At 48.2% G+C, this 17,631-nt stretch carries 16 protein-coding genes; 8 read left to right on the plus strand and 8 right to left on the minus strand.

Annotation, left to right across the window (positions count from 1 at the left end; genetic code table 11):
• The first annotated feature begins 27 nt into the window (after positions 1 to 27).
• The gene (locus ACO0LD_RS15375) at positions 28 to 1,260 is read left to right on the plus strand and encodes a hypothetical protein (protein ID WP_423008285.1); all 1,233 of its coding nucleotides are present in this window, start codon (positions 28 to 30) and stop codon (positions 1,258 to 1,260) included.
• 129 nt (positions 1,261 to 1,389) lie between these two features.
• On the opposite strand, the gene ACO0LD_RS15380 is transcribed toward ACO0LD_RS15375, so the two are convergent.
• From ACO0LD_RS15380 to ACO0LD_RS15390, 3 genes are all read right to left on the minus strand, one after another.
• On the minus strand, positions 1,390 to 2,049 hold the full coding sequence (locus ACO0LD_RS15380; RefSeq protein WP_423008287.1) for a response regulator transcription factor: 660 nt from the start codon (positions 2,047 to 2,049) through the stop codon (positions 1,390 to 1,392).
• A complete protein-coding gene (locus ACO0LD_RS15385) occupies positions 2,046 to 3,413 on the minus strand; it encodes a cache domain-containing protein (RefSeq protein ID WP_423008289.1) in 1,368 nt (455 codons plus the stop codon). The genes ACO0LD_RS15380 and ACO0LD_RS15385 overlap by 4 nt, the downstream gene beginning before the upstream one ends.
• A 197-nt stretch (positions 3,414 to 3,610) precedes the next feature.
• Positions 3,611 to 3,814 carry a cold-shock protein gene (locus tag ACO0LD_RS15390; RefSeq protein WP_162021162.1) on the minus strand — a complete coding sequence of 68 codons (204 nt, stop codon included), beginning with the start codon at positions 3,812 to 3,814 and terminating at the stop codon, positions 3,611 to 3,613.
• 397 nt (positions 3,815 to 4,211) lie between these two features.
• Here ACO0LD_RS15390 and clpS point away from each other — a divergent pair, with 397 nt between their 5' ends.
• The 3 genes from clpS to ACO0LD_RS15405 all read left to right on the plus strand — a co-directional run bounded on the left by clpS (position 4,212) and on the right by ACO0LD_RS15405 (position 7,161).
• Positions 4,212 to 4,520, plus strand: coding sequence for an ATP-dependent Clp protease adapter ClpS (clpS, locus tag ACO0LD_RS15395; protein ID WP_110257372.1), 309 nt, complete (start codon positions 4,212 to 4,214; stop codon positions 4,518 to 4,520).
• Positions 4,517 to 6,817: an ATP-dependent Clp protease ATP-binding subunit ClpA gene (gene clpA, locus ACO0LD_RS15400; RefSeq protein ID WP_423008291.1), complete on the plus strand. Its 2,301-nt coding sequence runs from the start codon at positions 4,517 to 4,519 to the stop codon at positions 6,815 to 6,817. Before clpS ends, clpA begins: the two co-directional genes overlap by 4 nt.
• Before the next feature lie 77 nt (positions 6,818 to 6,894).
• On the plus strand, positions 6,895 to 7,161 hold the full coding sequence (locus ACO0LD_RS15405; RefSeq protein WP_423008293.1) for a hypothetical protein: 267 nt from the start codon (positions 6,895 to 6,897) through the stop codon (positions 7,159 to 7,161).
• Positions 7,162 to 7,223: 62 nt separating this feature from the next.
• Here the strand turns inward: ACO0LD_RS15405 and ACO0LD_RS15410 are convergent, their stop codons facing one another.
• Together ACO0LD_RS15410 and ACO0LD_RS15415 are read right to left on the minus strand one after the other, a co-directional pair.
• The gene (locus ACO0LD_RS15410; RefSeq protein ID WP_423008295.1) at positions 7,224 to 7,628 is read right to left on the minus strand and encodes an OsmC family protein; all 405 of its coding nucleotides are present in this window, start codon (positions 7,626 to 7,628) and stop codon (positions 7,224 to 7,226) included.
• Positions 7,629 to 7,638: 10 nt separating this feature from the next.
• Entirely contained in the window at positions 7,639 to 8,505 is an 867-nt protein-coding gene (locus ACO0LD_RS15415) for a pirin family protein (RefSeq protein ID WP_423008297.1), read from the minus strand.
• 336 nt (positions 8,506 to 8,841) lie between these two features.
• On the opposite strand from ACO0LD_RS15415, the gene ACO0LD_RS15420 reads away from it, so the two are divergent.
• Together ACO0LD_RS15420 and ACO0LD_RS15425 are read left to right on the plus strand one after the other, a co-directional pair.
• A complete protein-coding gene (locus tag ACO0LD_RS15420; protein WP_423008299.1) occupies positions 8,842 to 10,791 on the plus strand; it encodes a lipase family alpha/beta hydrolase in 1,950 nt (649 codons plus the stop codon).
• A 54-nt stretch (positions 10,792 to 10,845) separates the two neighbouring features.
• Positions 10,846 to 11,370: an NADPH-dependent FMN reductase gene (locus ACO0LD_RS15425; protein WP_423008301.1), complete on the plus strand. Its 525-nt coding sequence runs from the start codon at positions 10,846 to 10,848 to the stop codon at positions 11,368 to 11,370.
• A 253-nt stretch (positions 11,371 to 11,623) separates the two neighbouring features.
• Here the strand turns inward: ACO0LD_RS15425 and ACO0LD_RS15430 are convergent, their stop codons facing one another.
• Both ACO0LD_RS15430 and ACO0LD_RS15435 read right to left on the minus strand, forming a co-directional pair.
• Complete coding sequence (locus ACO0LD_RS15430; protein ID WP_423008303.1) at positions 11,624 to 14,050, minus strand: FtsX-like permease family protein; 2,427 nt, start codon at positions 14,048 to 14,050, stop codon at positions 11,624 to 11,626.
• Positions 14,040 to 14,699: an ABC transporter ATP-binding protein gene (locus ACO0LD_RS15435; protein WP_423008305.1), complete on the minus strand. Its 660-nt coding sequence runs from the start codon at positions 14,697 to 14,699 to the stop codon at positions 14,040 to 14,042. The genes ACO0LD_RS15430 and ACO0LD_RS15435 overlap by 11 nt, the downstream gene beginning before the upstream one ends.
• A 307-nt stretch (positions 14,700 to 15,006) precedes the next feature.
• Between ACO0LD_RS15435 and ACO0LD_RS15440 the strand changes: the two genes are divergently transcribed.
• A complete protein-coding gene (locus ACO0LD_RS15440; protein ID WP_423008428.1) occupies positions 15,007 to 15,747 on the plus strand; it encodes a response regulator in 741 nt (246 codons plus the stop codon).
• Positions 15,744 to 17,099, plus strand: a complete 1,356-nt coding sequence (locus ACO0LD_RS15445) for an ATP-binding protein (protein ID WP_423008307.1) — start codon at positions 15,744 to 15,746, stop codon at positions 17,097 to 17,099. Before ACO0LD_RS15440 ends, ACO0LD_RS15445 begins: the two co-directional genes overlap by 4 nt.
• 28 nt (positions 17,100 to 17,127) lie before the next feature.
• Here the strand turns inward: ACO0LD_RS15445 and dut are convergent, their stop codons facing one another.
• Positions 17,128 to 17,577 (minus strand): dUTP diphosphatase, encoded by a 450-nt coding sequence (gene dut, locus ACO0LD_RS15450; protein WP_423008309.1) that lies wholly within the window; start codon positions 17,575 to 17,577, stop codon positions 17,128 to 17,130.
• Positions 17,578 to 17,631 lie beyond the last annotated feature (54 nt).

The raw sequence follows: 17,631 nt of genomic DNA on the forward strand, positions 1-17,631 counted from the left end.
GCAAATAAAACCATAAATGAGGGAGTAATGATGTTGGTATGCAGATTATTGATAGTCCTGTTTTTGTCTTCTCTGGCTTCGTTTGCTGAAGCCGCCGGGATACAGATAAATAATCCAGCCAGGATTGAGGATGTACAGAAAATCGTTAGTACTTTTGGTATAGACCAGGGCATGCAGAATGCGATCCGGCGTGATGTAGAAAATAATAACAGGACAAAGCCCGAATTATTTTTTGATCAGGAAATTTATATGCGACCATTTACGGTGGATGCGATCAATTTGCACACATCCACTGTACTCGCAAAGTATATATCTCATGATTATGCACAAAAGCTGTTGAAGGAATTACCCAAGCCAGTAGGGAAAATTTCTACTCGCCTGTGGCTCATCGAGATGAACCAGAATCTTGATGCCGCTCGCAGCGAATTCAATAAACTGTCCCCCGCAGACCGCAAGGCTGTGAACGAATTTCGTTCATCGCCCACTTTTCTGAGTATGCTTAACGCACTCAATAATAGTAAGGAAGAACGCAAGGAAGAACTGGCAGCCTGGTCTGGCAATGAAATGCAGGGAAGGGTGCGGCAAGCACGTAAGTCGATTGCGGAATTGATGGAAATAAGTATCAAGCTTGGGAAAGACGAGGTAGGCGAGAACCTGAAATTATCTGAACGTATTCCTCTCACTGGTCAGCGTTTTTTTGACCAGGAGGCGCGTTTGACATTTGAATACCTGCGCGCCAATATCAAACAGAATGTACGCTTCTCGGAAGAGTTGAAGGCATTGGACCTGGCAAATGTGTTAAAACCCGCCAACCTGACTTCCCATCAAGGCATCGAGAACGGTAATTTGGTGATCTTGACCGCGGAAAATATGTTTGATGATAATTCCAAACGTTACGACAGTTTGCGTGCAAGCTATACGGATGCACTGGAAAAAATCGTCATGTCTCCGCAACAAAGGCAAGAAATTATTGCTGTCAATAAAAAGAACATGGAAGAAATTCTCGACCTGAGGATACGACGCAATGAACATTTGCGTGCTTTTCTTGAGTTGAAAAAACAGGTCCTGGCACTGTGTGAAAGCAGCTACGGAAAAATAAAAGTCGATGGCGACACGCTGCTTTTCGACAATGATCAGGATGTAAATAAATACAACAGCCTGGCCAAGCAGATTAATATAGAAAGACAAGCCTTGCTGGATTTGGAGAAGCAGGATCTGGAAGAGCGTACACGTACATTAGACACGTTCAAAAAGAAATAATATTAAAATAGCCAGCTCAGAGATCAGCTCACGCTGGGCTGGCTATTTTTTTTCTTTCTCCATTTTTTTATTCCATACGGCGACGAATTTCGTTCAGCGTTTTGCTCCGCGCCTTGCAGTACAGTGTCTTTACACGATCACATTATTCAAGGCATAACGTATCAAATCAGCCTGGCCTTCAATATTCAGTTTGCGCTTGATATTCAGTCTATGGGTTTCCACTGTCCTGACACTGAGCCCCAGTTCCCTGGCGATATGTTTATTGGATTTGCCTGTCGCTATGCATTTCAGGATGGATTTCTCTCTCTGCGTCAGAGCCTGGCTGGTATCGCTGCTGGTGGATTGCCTGGTCAAGCCTGAACTGAAATAGGTGCCACCGGCTATGACGGTATCGATGGCTTCGATGATTTCCACTGCCGGAGCATCCTTGAGTACATAGGCGCGGGCACCGGCTTGCATGGATTGGTTAACATATTCAGTTTTTTCATGCATGGACAACATGATGACGGCAATATGCGGATATTCTGTCTTGAAGCGGGCTGTCAGGCTGATGCCATTGTCAGTGCCGAGGTTAATGTCCATCAGTATCAGGTCCACAGGCTTGCTGGCGGCTATCGCCAGGGCTTCCTCTGCCGTACCTGCCTCACCAGCTATCTTGATGCTGGCGATAGTCTCCAGCCTTGCCCTGAGCCCGTCCCTGACCAGGGGGTGATCGTCAACCAGCAATAAGTGCACTTGTTGTGCATGTCGTGTCTGTTGCGCTGACTGGACCGGTATGTGCTCGGTCATTGGTTTTCTCCATTCGGTATGCAGGCGGTCACGGTGGTGCCGCTGGTATCGGATTGTAATTGCAAACTGCCATTAATCGCAGCCAGTCGTTCACGCATATTGCTCAGACCTATGCCGCGGTGTGGGTGGTTCGCCACACCTTTGATGTCAAAGCCACGACCATCATCCGCGATGATGAGGTTGATGTTTTCAGCATCGCTGAGCAAGTGCACATTGACATGGCTAACTTGCTGGGCATGTTTGTGTATATTCGTCAGTGCTTCTTGCGCTACCCTGAACAAGACAGTGTTGCTGATTTCATCCAGCGCATGGAAGTCACCGGCAGCATGAAAACTGACTGGCAAGCCGCTGGCATTTTCAAATTCATCGGCCAGATGCTCAAAGGCAGCGACCAGTCCCAGGTCGTCCAGCAGGGCAGGGCGCAGATTATGTGAGATGCGCCTGACTTCGCTGAGTGCTTCATTGAGTTGATCTGTGGCACGTGCAAAAGATGTTTTTGCCGCCTCTGGACCTGTCACTGTTTGATTAAGCTTGACCAGGCCAGATTCTATTTGCAGCTTGACAGAAACCAGTAATTGACTCAGGCCATCATGCAAGTCACGCGACAGGCGTGCACGCTCATCTTCTTGTGAACTGACTACGCTTTGCGCCAGCACCTTGAGCTTGGCTTCCGCCAGGCGTGATTCGGTGATATTCAGGGCCAGACCAGACAAGGCAATCAGCAAGGCACTGATAATGGCAATGCCTGCAATCCAGGACATGGTGCTTTGTATGTTTTTTGCCACTTGTATGTCAATTTTATTTAAAGCGTCGTCGACATCATCAAGATAGATTCCCGTGCCCATCATCCAGCCCCATTTTTCCAGCTGGACGACATAACCCAGTTTGGGCATGACCTTGTGCATGGATGGTTTTTCCCACATATAGCGGATGGCACCACCACCTGCCTTGGCTTTGTTGAGCAGGTTTTGTATGGTCTTGCTGCCCTCCTGATCTGTCATATCCCACAAATCTTTGCCAACCAGGTCTGGGCGACGGGGATGCATGAGGTTCTTGCCATCGATATCGTAGATGTAAAAATAGCCATCATCGCCAAAATCCAGGGCAGCCAGTATTTTTTTTGCTTCTTCCCGGACGGCAGGGCCTTGCTGCTTGCCGTTATACAGATGGGCGATGGCTGCAGTGCCCAGGGTGACATAATGCTTGAGTTCGGCTTCTTTACTGGAAAGATAGGCTTGTTCTATGGTGCTTCTTTGTTGTTTCGCTAAAAAAGTCGCTTGATAAAATACCGCCATCGCGATACCAGCGAAAGCCAGTAGCAGGGGAGCCACCGCCAACAGTATGATTTTATGCCTTAGCTTCATGGGGACAATCTGAGTCTGCGCTTGATAAAGGTAACTAAAAAAGGTCTCTACTGTAGCCTTGAACTCAATTAAAGCAAAATTTAATGAATAAGTTGGATAATTTGAATGAGGGATGATGAGGCAATATCGGCAAGGATGAAAAAAAACCCCGCAATGCGGGGTTTTTTAAAAAACCAAAATCAGTGAAAAATCAAAGATTAAGGGTTTTGGATGTTGGAAGCTTGCTTGCCTTTAGGGCCTTGCGTGACTTCGAACGTTACTTTTTGACCTTCTTTCAGGGTCTTGAAGCCGTTCATCTGGATTGCGGAAAAGTGGGCGAACAAATCCTCACCACCGTCATCCGGAGTGATAAAGCCGAAACCTTTGGAATCATTGAACCACTTGACGGTACCTGTTGCCATAATGCATCTTTCAAATAAAAACTAATCACACGAGCCGTAAAAGCAAGAAACCTAGCACTACGCTACCTCCCCCTTGACCTGCTCACTTCATATTGACGATTTACTACTTTATTTGTCAATAAATATCATTCTTGGCGGAAAAAAAGCTAAAGTCAAGAAACTTCTGGTTACATATCAAGTAGATTTGCAGTACTGTTGTATTTTTACTTAATGACAAGAAAATACCGCTATATTTGATGTGAAGAAATAGTTTTGCTGTTGAAACTTGATCTAAAGGAATTGATCACCATCTGCGAATAAAGCAGAAAGCGCGTAACATTGACCAAGGAGAAAATTAAGCCGTTTTTATTCGCTTATTATTTGTCTCTGAAATGAATCAACGTACTAGAATATACGTATGGGAAACAAGCAAGAAAACGGTACGATACTGGAACGACAGGCGCAGAAGTTAAAACCGCCTTCCATGTATCAGGTAATTTTACTCAACGACGACTACACTCCTATGGAGTTTGTGGTGGCGATCGTTCAGGAATATTTTAATAAGGATCGTGAGACTGCCATGCAGATCATGCTCAAAGTGCACAGGGATGGCAAAGGGATATGTGGTGTTTATTCCAAGGATATTGCGCTGACCAAGGTGGAACTCGTTTTAACGCACGCTCGTAAGGCAGGACACCCCCTGCAATGTGTGATGGAGGAAGTATGATTGCGCAAGAACTGGAAGTTAGTTTGCACATGGCTTTTGTGGAGGCCAGGCAGGCTCGTTATGAATTCATCACGGTAGAGCACCTGTTGCTCGCCTTGCTGGATAACCCTTCTGCTGCGGAGGTGCTAAGAGCCTGCGCGGTCAATATTGAGGATTTGCGCAAAACCCTGGGTAATTTCATTACTGATAATACCCCCACCGTACCTGGCACCAATGAGGTTGATACCCAGCCTACACTTGGTTTTCAGCGGGTGATACAGCGCGCCATCATGCATGTGCAGTCAGCATCGAATGGCAAAAAAGAAGTCACTGGCGCAAATGTGCTGGTGGCTATCTTCGGTGAAAAGGATTCTCATGCTGTGTATTATTTACATCAGCAGGGCGTAACACGCCTCGATGTGGTCAACTTTATTTCGCACGGTGTGCGCAAAGACAGCCATAACGAAGTACCAAAATCACCTGAAGGCACGGAAGAAAACCAGGCTGAAGCACAAGCCAAGGAAAATCCGCTTGATCAGTTCACTCAGAATCTGAACAAGGCTGCGGCTGAAGGCAAGATTGATCCGCTGATTGGCCGCGACAATGAAGTTGAGCGCGTGATCCAGATTCTTTGCCGCCGTCGCAAAAATAATCCTTTGCTGGTGGGTGAGGCCGGTGTTGGTAAAACGGCCATTGCCGAGGGTTTGGCATGGCGCATTACCCAAAGTGATGTGCCAGATATTTTGAATAATGCCGTTGTCTATTCCTTGGACATGGGTGCTTTGCTGGCCGGTACCAAATACCGGGGTGATTTCGAGTTACGTCTCAAAGGTGTGCTCAAACAGTTGAAGGACACACCTAACGGTATCTTGTTCATTGATGAAATCCATACCATTATCGGTGCTGGTTCAGCATCGGGTGGTACGCTGGATGCGTCCAACCTCTTGAAACCAGCCTTGTCCAGTGGACAACTGAAGTGCATAGGGGCGACGACTTACACAGAATACCGTGGCGTCTTTGAAAAAGACCATGCCCTGGCACGTCGCTTCCAGAAGATTGATGTCAACGAACCAACGGTTGAGCAAACTGTGCAAATTTTGCGCGGCTTGAAATCCAAGTTTGAAGAGCATCATAACGTCAAGTATTCAGCATCTGCGCTGACGACGGCGGCAGAACTGTCAGCCCGTTTCATCAATGACCGCCATTTGCCTGACAAGGCAATTGATGTCATCGACGAGGCTGGTGCTGCGCAGCGTATTTTGCCCAAGTCCAAGCAAAAGAAAACCATAGGCAAGGCCGATATCGAAGACATCATTTCGAAAATCGCCCGTATTCCGCCGCAGACTGTTAATCAGGATGACCGCAGCAAGCTGCAAACCATAGAACGCGATTTGAAGAATGTGGTGTTTGGTCAGGAACCTGCGATTGAAGCATTGGCATCATCTATCAAGATGGCGCGCGCAGGCCTGGGCAAGACTGACAAGCCTATCGGTTCCTTCCTGTTCTCCGGTCCTACTGGTGTGGGCAAAACCGAGGTCGCCAAGCAACTGGCATTTACCCTGGGTATAGAGCTGATCCGCTTTGACATGTCTGAATACATGGAGCGTCATGCCGTCAGCCGTCTGATCGGTGCGCCGCCGGGCTATGTGGGCTTTGATCAAGGTGGTTTGATGACTGAAGCCATCACCAAAAAGCCGCATGCCGTATTGCTGCTGGATGAAATTGAAAAAGCGCATCCTGATGTTTTCAACATCTTGTTGCAGGTGATGGATCATGGCACGTTAACAGATAACAACGGTCGCAAGGCAGATTTCCGCAATGTCATTATCATCATGACGACCAATGCGGGAGCAGAAAGTTTGCAAAAACGTTCTATCGGTTTCAACGACAGCAAAGAAGCTGGCGATGAAATGGCTGATATCAAACGTATGTTTACGCCTGAGTTCCGTAATCGTCTGGATGCGATTATCAGTTTCCGTGCACTCGATGAAGAGATCATCTTGCGTGTGGTCGACAAATTCCTCATGCAGCTCGAAGAGCAATTGCATGAGAAAAAAGTCGAAGCAACCTTTACTGATAATCTGCGCAAGTTCCTCGGTAAAAAAGGTTTTGATCCTTTGATGGGTGCCCGTCCTATGGCACGTTTGATACAGGATATGATACGTAAAGCCTTGGCGGATGAGCTCTTATTCGGTAAGCTGGTGACAGGCGGACGTGTGATTGTCGACCTTGATGATAAAGACCAGGTCAAACTGGAGTTTTCTGAAGGCGACGCCACCCCACCAGAGGCATCACAAGAGGTGGTCGAAGTCGAATAATTCCACCCTTGTCTGCCCCGGCTCTGGCCGGGGTTTTTCATTAATGGTTGTACGCTTTTCGCGTAATGGAGACAAGTATGGCAGGCCTGACACTACCCACATATGTACTTGAATATACAACTAAAACCATAGACGCAGTTCTGTCCCAGGCCGCACTGGAAGGAAATGAGGTTGAGGTTGATGTCTACGAACGTAGCGACGTCAGTAAGAAGCATGTAGCCTCGGGCAAGCGCATGAAAGGGGATGGCGACATGTTCCGCGTCTCTGTGGGGGCGCATATCGATGACTGGAGTTACACCATCTTGCGCGAATCGGCAGGGCGCAGCCGCAAAATGAAAAAGTAGTTGTAAAAACAAAAAGCCCGTCTCAGTTCAATCGGATTGAACTGAGACGGGCTTTTGCTTTGTCAGCCTGCGCTGGTTTCTATGATGGGTGAGCTGGTGATGGTTTTATGTACCGGGCATTTTGCGGCGATGGCAATCAGTCTGGTGCGTTGTTCTTCAGTCAGTTCTGCGCCATGCAGTATGACTTGCTTCTTGAAGATATCCTGTACACCTTCCTTGTGATGAGTCAACTTGACTTCAACCTTGTCCAATGGCCATTGATGCTGGCTGGCATACCAGCGCACAGTCATCGCGGTGCATTCACCCAGCGCAGCTGTCAGCAAATCAAAAGGGGCAGGGCCCAGATTGCCGCCACCAGCTTCCAGCGGTTCGTCACCTTTAATTAAATGGCCTGAGACATTGATGTCCACGGCAAAGGCGTTTTCGCCTGTTTCTACGACGTGGGCGGAGATGGTTTGATTTGACATGTAATTTTCCCTATTCTGGTAATGGAATGAATTCGTCGTCGCCCGGGACCTTGGCAAAGCGCCCGGCCTTCCAGTCCGCTTTTGCCTGCTCTATGCGTTCTTCTGAAGTGGATACAAAATTCCAGAAAATATAGCGATGCTCAGGCAAGTTTGCTCCACCCAGTAACACCAGATGGGCGTCACTGGTGGCCGTAATGGTCACGATTGCACCCTCAACAAAGACTGGCATGGTGCGTTCCTGTATCACTTCTTTGCCTATGCTCACTTGGCCTGATATCAAATACAGGGCGCGTTCCGCATATTCTGCTGGTACCTGCAATTGCGTACCTGCAGGCATTTTTGCCTCGACATAAAACAGGGGGCTAAAAATTTTGACGGGTGCAGTGTGTCCATAAGCAGAACCGGCGATGAGTTTCAGCGCAACCTGGCCGATATCAAATGCAGGCAGGCTTTCTGCCGCATGGTGATGAAATGAGGGCTCAACTTCTTCAGATTCTTTCGGCAAGGCCACCCAGCTTTGCAGGCCATGCACAGTGCGTGTCTGGGCTCGCTGTGCATCGCTATTGCGTTCCGAGTGAGTGATGCCGCGACCTGCAGTCATCCAGTTGACTGCGCCTGCCAAGATCTCTTGTTCTGTACCCAGGCTGTCACGATGGAACATGCTGCCTTCAAACAGGTAAGTGACAGTCGCCAGACCTATATGCGGGTGCGGTCGTACATCCATGCCTTGCCCGGCTGTGAATTGTGCGGGACCCATATGATCAAGGAAGATGAATGGGCCAACCAGGTGCTGTTTGGCAAATGGCAAAATGCGCCCGACAGTAAAGCCGCCAAGGTCTTTTGTGCGTGCGGGTATGGTCAGACTGATGACGCTCATGTGTAATTCCTTTTTCAAAAGCGTTTTTAAGAATAGTCGCTTGATAATGTCATCGACAAAAATAGCAAGTGACAAAATTATTTTGCATTTGCTATCGATTCTAAATCCAAAGCAAGTACTTTGTATTGCACTGCAAAAAAATCAATTCAAACTATTATATTTGATATAATTTTTGATGGTACGCGCCAAACCTCACGCACCAGACCTCAAGCGCTAAACCTGCTGGTGGTGTCATTGATCCCGTATGGTATGTACTGCGCGGGTTTCATCTTATGCATCTTCATATTGATGCGACAAAAATCTCATTGGGAAACAGTAAACATGCAGTTTCGGATAATGAATCAATCAAGACTGTTTTCCAGCACAGAGAGATTGTTCGAGATGATGGGGCGCTCGTTACAGTACCTTATTGGCGGGATAATTTTCTGTTGTTTGAATGCCTGCTCTTTCGTCAAATTGAATGACGAGGCAAAAGTTTTTTATTCATCAACGGTATTTGTCGGTACTGTATCCACTGATGCACCCTGGGATAAACCTGTAGTGGTCGCCGCGTATACAAAACGTGATGGAAGACTGGAAATCGCCCACTACACTGTGCTGCATGAACCCGGTGCCTATGAATTGATCGTACCCAAAGGGCAGTACAGTGTATTTGCCTTTGGTGACGCGAATGCTAACCTCAGGCTGGATGCTGGCGAGCCGGTTGGGCAATATGTGTCGCCATCAATTGAGGCTACAGGTACTGGTTTGGTCGCTGAACTCAATTTCGTGATTTCTTCTGCGGCGCAAACTGCTGTACCGACAGGAACGGTGATTGCTGAAGCACCAGCCAGTGCCAAGTTGCATAGTACACAGGTGGGTGCGATTGCTGAACTGGAGCAACCCATATTTTCGGCTGAATCTGGCAAGAGTGGTTATTGGGCACCAGTAGATTTTTTTAAAAAGGCCGGTGGCAATATTTATTTCCTGGATAAATATGATCCAGCCAAAACGCCTATCCTGTTTGTGCATGGTGTCGCAGGTTCACCGCAAGACTGGAAATATTTTTTTGAGCACCTGGACCGCAGCAAGTATCAGCCCTGGTTCTTTTATTATCCGTCCGGTGCTTCGCTTGATTCCATGTCGTATCTGCTTTACTGGAAGCTGGCGAATCTGCAGCGACGCTATCACTTCGATAAAATTTATTTTACTGCGCACAGTATGGGCGGGATGGTCGTCCGTTCTTTCCTGAGTAATTACGGCGCGCAATTTCCGGCAATCAAATTGTTTGTCTCATTGTCCACGCCTTGGGGTGGTGACACCATGGCTGATAATGGTGTCCGCTATTCGCCGGTGGTAGTGCCATCATGGAATGACATGCAGTCCAAAGGTCGTTTCGTACAAACCCTGTTTGAGAAACCACTGCCGCCTGATCTGGATTATTACCTGTTCTTTGGCCATGGTGGCAGTTACAGCCTGCTGCATTCTGCCAATACCGACGGCAGCATTACGCTGGCCAGTGAGTTACGGGCAGATGCGCAGGCAGATGCCAGGATGGTCAAGGGCTTCAATGAAAGTCATGTTGGTATCTTGTCTTCACCCGAGGCTTTTCGTCAATACACTGCGGTACTTGCTGCCGCTGACAAAAAAAATGCCAGGCAAGCAGGCAAGGACAGTAGCGGCAATTTGAGCGTTGCTTTTGCTTATGAAGTGAAAGGAAATGTACCCAAGTCTGACCCCTTGTTGTTACTGACTCCGACCGATAGCAAGCGTGAAAAAATACTTCTGCCTCTGAGTGCACGTGATAGCGGCACAGATCTGGGGTCTTTCCCACCAGGTGAATACACTGCAAGTGTCGTTGCTTATGGTTTTACAACTGTGCCCGCCAAAATTCCTGTAGTGATTGCCACTGGCAAAAAAGCCGAGTTGAAATTCTCATTCGTGCCGCAAGGGGTACTGGCGGGCTATATAGGTGCAGAGATCAAGTCTGGTGACAATCCAGCTGGTAGTTTTCGCGCACTGCATCAGCATATTCAGATAGAGTCCATCACACTAAGCGGGGAAAAAGAAAGCCGCACACTGACTGCCAAGGATGAAATCAAGGAGCGTGAGCTTGGCGCTGACGCTTACCTGGCTGGCCGTGACTATAGCTTCCAGTCTTCGTTTTCTTTTGTTGGTCTGAAAGGAGGGGAGTATGAGTTACTCATCAAAGCCAAAGGCTATCAGCCATACAAACAAACTTATCAGATCATCCCGGGTCAATATGCTTACTTCAAGCCTATTGATTTGATTCCATTGAAAAACTGAGCAGGTCCGTTTGCCTGCTTTTTAAATAGTCGTTTTACTTACCAGAGAACCATCATGAAATTACTCGCCTTCGCCGCCAGCAGCAGCAAAAAATCCGTTAACAAACAACTGGTCACTTACGCCGCTAATTTGCTTGCAGGGGCTGAGGTTGAAGTGCTGGATCTGAATGATTATGAATTGCCGCTATTCAGCGTTGATAAAGAAGCTGACTTGGGCAAGCCCGCACTGGCACAGGCTTTTCTGGACAAGATCGCTGCCAGTGATGCCATCCTGATTTCTTTTGCCGAACATAATGGTTCTTATAGCGCCGCGTATAAAAACCTGTTCGACTGGTGCTCGCGAGCCAATGGCAAGGTATTCCAGGGCAAGCCCATGGTCATGCTGTCGACTTCACCAGGGGCACGCGGTGGCGCCAGCGTGTTGGCCGCAGCCACAGGATCGGCGCCTTTCTTTGGCGGGCAGTTGAAGGCGAGTTTGTCTGTGCCGACGTTTTATGAGAATTTTGATGTGGAGAAGCAGGAATTGAAGAATGAGGAATTGAAAGCCAAATTGCTAGCGGCGCTGGCAACTTTGGCTTGAATCTGGAACTACTTGTTTTTGGAATCCTTCCGCTAATTACAAGGGAATTCTACTCGGGCTTTTCAGCAAGAAAATGTGGGGGCAATACCGGCCCCCAACAATGATGCTGGTTTCTAACCGCCATGCACCATTTTGTGTATCAGCGTCAGATCAAAGTGATGTGCAGCGATGAATAAAGTAATCAGGAAAACGATGACGGCAATCGCAATGGTGGTAGATTTTTTCATATGATACTTTCAAAGAATTAAAGGGCTTAATGCGCAAAACTGGCACGTATGCTTAAACGTGATGCTTTCCAGGCCGGATAAGCTGAAGCCAAAACAGCGCCACTTGTGACGATGAATAGCCATATCCACAAAGATTTTTGCGAGATGACCAGAGGGAAGGCTTCGTCAAATAGCAGATTGCCCAAAAACGCGCTGATGCCTGCTGACAAAGGCAGCGCCATGGCAACGGCAATACCAAAGCTCATCAGGGCGATGAACAAAGCTTCTGCAATGACGTTGCGTATCACTACACCAGGGCTGGCACCGATACTGCGCATGACGCCAAACTCACGAGTACGTTCGGCGACATTGCTACTCATGGATGAGCCTAAGCCAAGTACGCCAACCAGCGCCATCAGGATAGAAATAAACAGCAAGGCGTTGACCAGAAGATCAAAGTGATCGTCAACTTCCTGACGCAGCATGTTTTCCGTAATGCTCACACTGATACGTATTTCTTGCCTGCTCAAAGCCGCTTCAATTTGCTTTGTGATTGCATCTATCGTTTTTGGATCATGCTGATCCATTACTACACGAAAGCTTCTGTAAAGCTCACTCTGGTCGGTTAATTTGGCGTAAGTGGCAGGTGAGACGTAAGCCATTGCGCCAGTCATTTTCTGCCTGGCGATACCGACCACACGCAAGCTGGCTGTCTTGTCGCGTACTCCCAGGGTAATGGTATCGCCGACTCTCACCTTGGGAAATGATTCCAGTGCCTTGTTGTTTAACACTACCGTATCAAGGCCATTTCCTGCGCTACTCTTTATTTCACTAAGCCACTGCCCACTTTGCATCGTCAGGTTGATCAGTTTGCTGCCATCGGGAATAGCGGTCACATTGAGTGAGCCGTGGCCGCCGTCAGGATAGGTTCTTTCAATATTCAAACCGTCTGGTCTGTGTCGGGCCACGGAGCTACTACTCCAGGCTTCGACCAGGTTCACGCCAGAGATGGTGCCGATAGTGCGAATGATTTTATTCTTGTCTGCTGGCTTGCTTAAATGGATTTCAAGGTCATAGTGACGTTCTGCGGCTGCTTCTGCCAGGTGTTCCTGCGATGCCTTCCTGACGTTAAGACTACTGATAAACATCGCCCCGGCAGTCGCTAACAAAGCCAGCGTGAGCATTAAACGGCCCTGGCTCCTGAAACTGTTTCGTAATGACATCAGCATGCCGCGATCCAGTCCAGGTAAATGAGATAGCCATTTGCCAAAAGCTTTTTCTGCAAAATATTTTTGTTTGCTACCAAAGTCAGTCATTGCAGTATGCGCACTTACATTGCATGCTCTGGAAATAGGTACTACTGCCATGCAAAGCGGAACTAGTACTCCAGCCATGATCAGTACCAGATATACATAGTCAGGGACTGCGCCACTATTCATATTGAAATTAAGTACACTCACTAAAATTTGCTGAGAAAAGGCGCGACCTGCCGCCAAGCCAGCTGGTGCGCCTATGCAAGTTGCCAGCAAAGCCAGGATTAATACCAAGCTGAGATATAAGGTAGCGATTTGCGAAGTTCGCGCACCTATGGTTTTCATCACACCGATCTGGCGCACTTGTTGTGCCAGCATACTTTCAATGATAGTCGCGGTCAGCACCGCACTCAGCACCAATGCAATGCCACTAAATACCAGCAACATTCCCAATATGGAAGTCATGATCAGTTGGTGCGGATGTTCACCGGGTGGCGGTATTCTGATGCGTTCTACGACATGTCCTTGTTGCTGTATCCAAAGTGCCAGGCTGCTGGCAAGCTGCTCGATAGCATCGATGTCAAAGGGATTATTGCGGACGGTAATTTTCAAATCATGCATACCATCCCTGATACCCAGGGCTACCATGGTATCTGGCGTTGCGTAGGCAAAGGCAGACATGCTGGGTACGGGCACGCCCGGGTCATGTGCGCTGCCGGAGACAGTTATTTGGCGTTGGCTACCATCCGCCATTTTCAATTGCAGCACATCACCTGTTTTCAGTTTCAACTTCTTCAAGGAGTCTTTTTCTAAAAGTAGTGTGTCTGGCGGTGGCGGCCATGCACCAGTTTCTGGAAAAATGCTATTGATATGCAGTTCTTTAAAGTCATCGACGATCATCAAGTTGAGCGCTTGCAAACGACCATCTGCCAGTTGTATGCCCGCATCCACTTTCGCACTGGCTTGCGCAGCCGCTATGCCAGGGAAATTTCGTATTGACTGCATCAATTGAGCGTCGATATTATCTATTCTCAACGTGGCGGAAGCTGGATTGGTAGCCAGATAGTTTTGCCGGATTTCACGTGTCAATATGGTGTAGCTGACTAGCATGGTGGCAAGACCAAACACACCTGCAGCGATGGCCAGTATCATCATGGCAGTACGGCCAGGCATTAATTGCGCGTCGCGCGCCAGTTTCATCCAGCGAGGCTTAAGCAACATATTGCCTCCCGCAAGTTGGGGCAGAAATGAGGTCTGCTGCATTGCGGAGCTCACCATCTGCCATGGTGACGCTGCGGCTAAAATAATGGCTATAGTCGCGCTCATGGGTCACCATCAACACGGTTTTTCCTTCCACCACCAATTGTGCGAATAATTGCATGACGCTATTTGCCGTTTCCGTATCAAGATTACCGGTAGGTTCATCTGCCACCAAAATTTGCGGATCATTTGCCAGTGCCCTGGCAATGGCAGCGCGCTGTTGCTGACCACCAGACAAGCTGCTGGGTAATTTATCGGCTTGATTGCCTATCCCCAGCTTTTCCAGTAGCGTGATGGCACGTGGCCTGCGCTCGCGAGGCAGGTACATATTGCAAAAATCCATGGGGAGCATGACGTTTTCAGCTATGGTCAAGGTGGGGAGGAGTTGAAAAAATTGAAAAATAATGCCGACGCTTTTACCGCGCCAGGTCGCCAGTTCGCTTTGTTTTAAAGTATGCACCGCAGTAGCACCTATCAATATTTCTCCTGAGTTGACGTGGTCGATACCTGTCATGACGTTCATCAAAGTCGATTTTCCACTACCAGATTTACCGATGATGGCAACAAATTCCCCTTCTCGTATCTCCAGACTGATGTTTTTAAGGGCCATGAATGCGCCTGATGCAGTCTCGTATTTTTTACATATGTCTTTTAATACGATCAATGGTCTTGCTATTGTTTGTATTGGCATTTTTTTTTCCATATGGTTTGATAGGCGCATTTGCCAGCGGGATACTGTGCAGAACTGCGACTGAAGCTATTTAATTCCTGCGGTGTTTCTGTTGTGTGTCCGTGCATGGCACTTCTTGCAACGCCGTGTTTCCAGGGATGAACAGAAACAATCCAGAAACAATCCAGAAACAAATATGGAGAAAAAAGGCACCGATTTGATGAACAAATCAGTTATAAAGCAAGCTATGGAGAAAGCAGATCATTTACTGATCGTCGATGATGATGAAGAAATTCGCGATCTATTAAAGCGTTACCTTGAAAAAAGTGGTTTCAAGGTGAGCGTGGCAGCCAATGGGCGGCAGATGCGCAGCATACTTGCTACTGGCGGTATTGATCTGATCGTGCTTGATTTGATGATGCCGCATGAGGACGGTCTTAGCCTGTGCCGTGAGTTGACGGCAACGCAAGTGCAACCAGTGCCGATCTTGATGCTGACGGCCAAGAATGAAGAGGCAGACCGCATCCTGGGTCTGGAAATGGGGGCGGACGATTACCTGACCAAACCCTTTGCGACGCGCGAATTGCTGGCACGCATACGCGCTATATTACGCCGTGCCCGAATGATTCCAGTGCAATTACGTGAACTCAGTGGTGGCCGCATGCTGGGTTTTGGTGTCTGGGTCGTGGATACTCATGCCCGACAGTTAATTGACGACAGTGGCGCGATTGTTTCCTTGAGCGGTGCCGAATATCGCCTGTTACGGGTTTTTCTCGACCATCCACAGCGCGTACTCACGCGTGACCAATTGCTCAACCTGACACAAAACCGCGACGCAGATTATTTTGATCGCTCCATCGATATCCTGGTCAGTCGTTTGCGCAAGCGCTTGCGTGACGATTCGCGAGAACCCCAATACATCAAGACGCTGAGAAGTGAAGGTTATATTTTTTCGAGTACGGTAGAACACCGGGATGAGCAGTCATGACTGAGTTGAAACGGAAATTGCAAGGTATATGGCCCAATTCATTATTTTCACGCCTGGCTTTTGTATGGATATTAGCTTTATTGCTTGGACATCTTATCAACAATGTATATGGATACATTTCTATCCATGAAGATCAGATTGCCCGCACAGATTATTACCTGACAAAAGATTTATCAGTACTGTTGCCCATTCTTGACGCGGCCACGCCATCGGAACGCAAGCTTTGGATGGAGAAAATGCAGCGTCATGCTTACCGCTATGAGTTAAGCACAGTTGCTCCAGATTACCTGGCAACATCGACGAGCAAATGGACAAACCCGCATCGTCGGCATGGTTTGGCTGATCCCCTCAAGGAGGAGCTGGCTACAAGCTACGCAGCGAGAAGCTCGGCTGGCATCTCTCCGGGAGAGATGGGGCGTTTGTATTTCTCATTGAAAGACGGAGCCGTATTAATCGCCATTATTAATAAAACTGTCTGGCCTGTAGATTGGGGCGCTGGTTTAGTCTTCGCACTTCAAATGCTTGCAGTGATCACGTTTACCTGGCTGGCTGTAAAACAGGCGACACGACCTTTGCAGCGTTTGGCTGAGGCAGCAGATACGCTGGGTTCATCATTGCACGGTGAAGCCATTCCAGAGGATGGCCCCAGCGAGGTTGCCAGAGCCGCAGCTGCTTTCAATGCCATGCAGGCACAGATCAAAGAACATCTGGCTGAGAGGGTGCATATACTGGCTTCGATCTCACATGATTTGCAGACCCCCATTACACGCATGCGTTTGCGAGCTGAGCTAATGGATGACGGCAGTTTACAAGAAAAAATGTTGAACGACCTCGACGCCATGCAGCAACTGGTAGAGGAGGGGATCACCTATGCACGAAGCGCACGAAGAACCACAGAAGAAGTATGTCGCGTGGATATCGATGCTTTACTTGACAGCCTGGTCTGTGATTATGTGGATGCCCAACACGCTGTGCGCCTGAGTGGGGAAATCGGCACGATACTTTCTTCAAGGCCCAATACGCTCAGGCGCATCATAATTAATTTGATAGACAATGCCTTGAAATTTGCAGGAGATGTCGAGATACAACTTGGCAGAATATCGCCAGGACAGATATCGGTGTCGGTATTGGATAGAGGGCCAGGGATACCTGATAGTGAAATGGCTGCAGTATTGCAGCCATTCTATCGTGTGGAAAATTCGCGTAACCGCAAGACTGGTGGGACTGGTCTTGGCCTGGCAATTGCTCAGCAATTAGCACTTGCAGTAAATGGGTCCATCACATTAAGTAATCGTGACGGCGGCGGCCTGGAGGCCAAGCTGATTTTTCCTGTAGCTGCAGAAACAAAATAAGCGTCTTGATCTGTCAAGAATGACAGTCTCAATGCTTGCCTGTACTCCCAAAACCACCTTCGCCACGCTCACTCTGTCCAAAATCATCAACGATATTAAAGCCGACTTGCAACACAGGTACGATGATGAGTTGCGCCAGTCTTTCCATAGGCTGCAGGGTGAATTCTGACTGGCCACGGTTCCAGGTCGATACCATCAGTTGGCCTTGATAGTCAGAGTCGATCAGGCCAACCAGATTACCGAGGACGATGCCATTTTTGTGACCCATGCCACTGCGTGGCAAGATCATGGCAGCGTAGCCGGGGTCTGCTATGTGAATTGCTAAACCGGTAGGGATCAGCACCGTCTGGCCGGGTTGGATAGTGATGGCCTCATCTATGCAGGCGCGCAGGTCCAGGCCAGCGCTGCCAGGTGTGCCGTAAGCTGGCAGCATGTCTTTCATGCGGTTGTCGAGAATTTTCAGGTCTATGTTTTTCATGGTATTAAGAAAAAAATAATGCTCAAAGAGCGGTCGCTCTTTGAGCAGGTATGG

The sequence above is a fragment of the Undibacterium sp. Ji83W genome (assembly GCF_049340385.1).
Classification (GTDB): domain Bacteria; phylum Pseudomonadota; class Gammaproteobacteria; order Burkholderiales; family Burkholderiaceae_D; genus Undibacterium.

Excerpts from the sequence above, each read along its gene's own strand:
- ACO0LD_RS15375 (WP_423008285.1), top strand. The coding sequence starts at position 28 with ATGATGTTGGTATGCAGATTATTGATAGTCCTGTTTTTGTCTTCTCTG.
- ACO0LD_RS15380 (WP_423008287.1), bottom strand. The coding sequence starts at position 2,049 with ATGACCGAGCACATACCGGTCCAGTCAGCGCAACAGACACGACATGCA.
- ACO0LD_RS15385 (WP_423008289.1), bottom strand. The coding sequence starts at position 3,413 with ATGAAGCTAAGGCATAAAATCATACTGTTGGCGGTGGCTCCCCTGCTA.
- ACO0LD_RS15390 (WP_162021162.1), bottom strand. The coding sequence starts at position 3,814 with ATGGCAACAGGTACCGTCAAGTGGTTCAATGATTCCAAAGGTTTCGGC.
- clpS (WP_110257372.1), top strand. The coding sequence starts at position 4,212 with ATGGGAAACAAGCAAGAAAACGGTACGATACTGGAACGACAGGCGCAG.
- clpA (WP_423008291.1), top strand. The coding sequence starts at position 4,517 with ATGATTGCGCAAGAACTGGAAGTTAGTTTGCACATGGCTTTTGTGGAG.
- ACO0LD_RS15405 (WP_423008293.1), top strand. The coding sequence starts at position 6,895 with ATGGCAGGCCTGACACTACCCACATATGTACTTGAATATACAACTAAA.
- ACO0LD_RS15410 (WP_423008295.1), bottom strand. The coding sequence starts at position 7,628 with ATGTCAAATCAAACCATCTCCGCCCACGTCGTAGAAACAGGCGAAAAC.
- ACO0LD_RS15415 (WP_423008297.1), bottom strand. The coding sequence starts at position 8,505 with ATGAGCGTCATCAGTCTGACCATACCCGCACGCACAAAAGACCTTGGC.
- ACO0LD_RS15420 (WP_423008299.1), top strand. The coding sequence starts at position 8,842 with ATGAATCAATCAAGACTGTTTTCCAGCACAGAGAGATTGTTCGAGATG.
- ACO0LD_RS15425 (WP_423008301.1), top strand. The coding sequence starts at position 10,846 with ATGAAATTACTCGCCTTCGCCGCCAGCAGCAGCAAAAAATCCGTTAAC.
- ACO0LD_RS15430 (WP_423008303.1), bottom strand. The coding sequence starts at position 14,050 with ATGTTGCTTAAGCCTCGCTGGATGAAACTGGCGCGCGACGCGCAATTA.
- ACO0LD_RS15435 (WP_423008305.1), bottom strand. The coding sequence starts at position 14,699 with ATGGCCCTTAAAAACATCAGTCTGGAGATACGAGAAGGGGAATTTGTT.
- ACO0LD_RS15440 (WP_423008428.1), top strand. The coding sequence starts at position 15,007 with ATGGAGAAAGCAGATCATTTACTGATCGTCGATGATGATGAAGAAATT.
- ACO0LD_RS15445 (WP_423008307.1), top strand. The coding sequence starts at position 15,744 with ATGACTGAGTTGAAACGGAAATTGCAAGGTATATGGCCCAATTCATTA.
- dut (WP_423008309.1), bottom strand. The coding sequence starts at position 17,577 with ATGAAAAACATAGACCTGAAAATTCTCGACAACCGCATGAAAGACATG.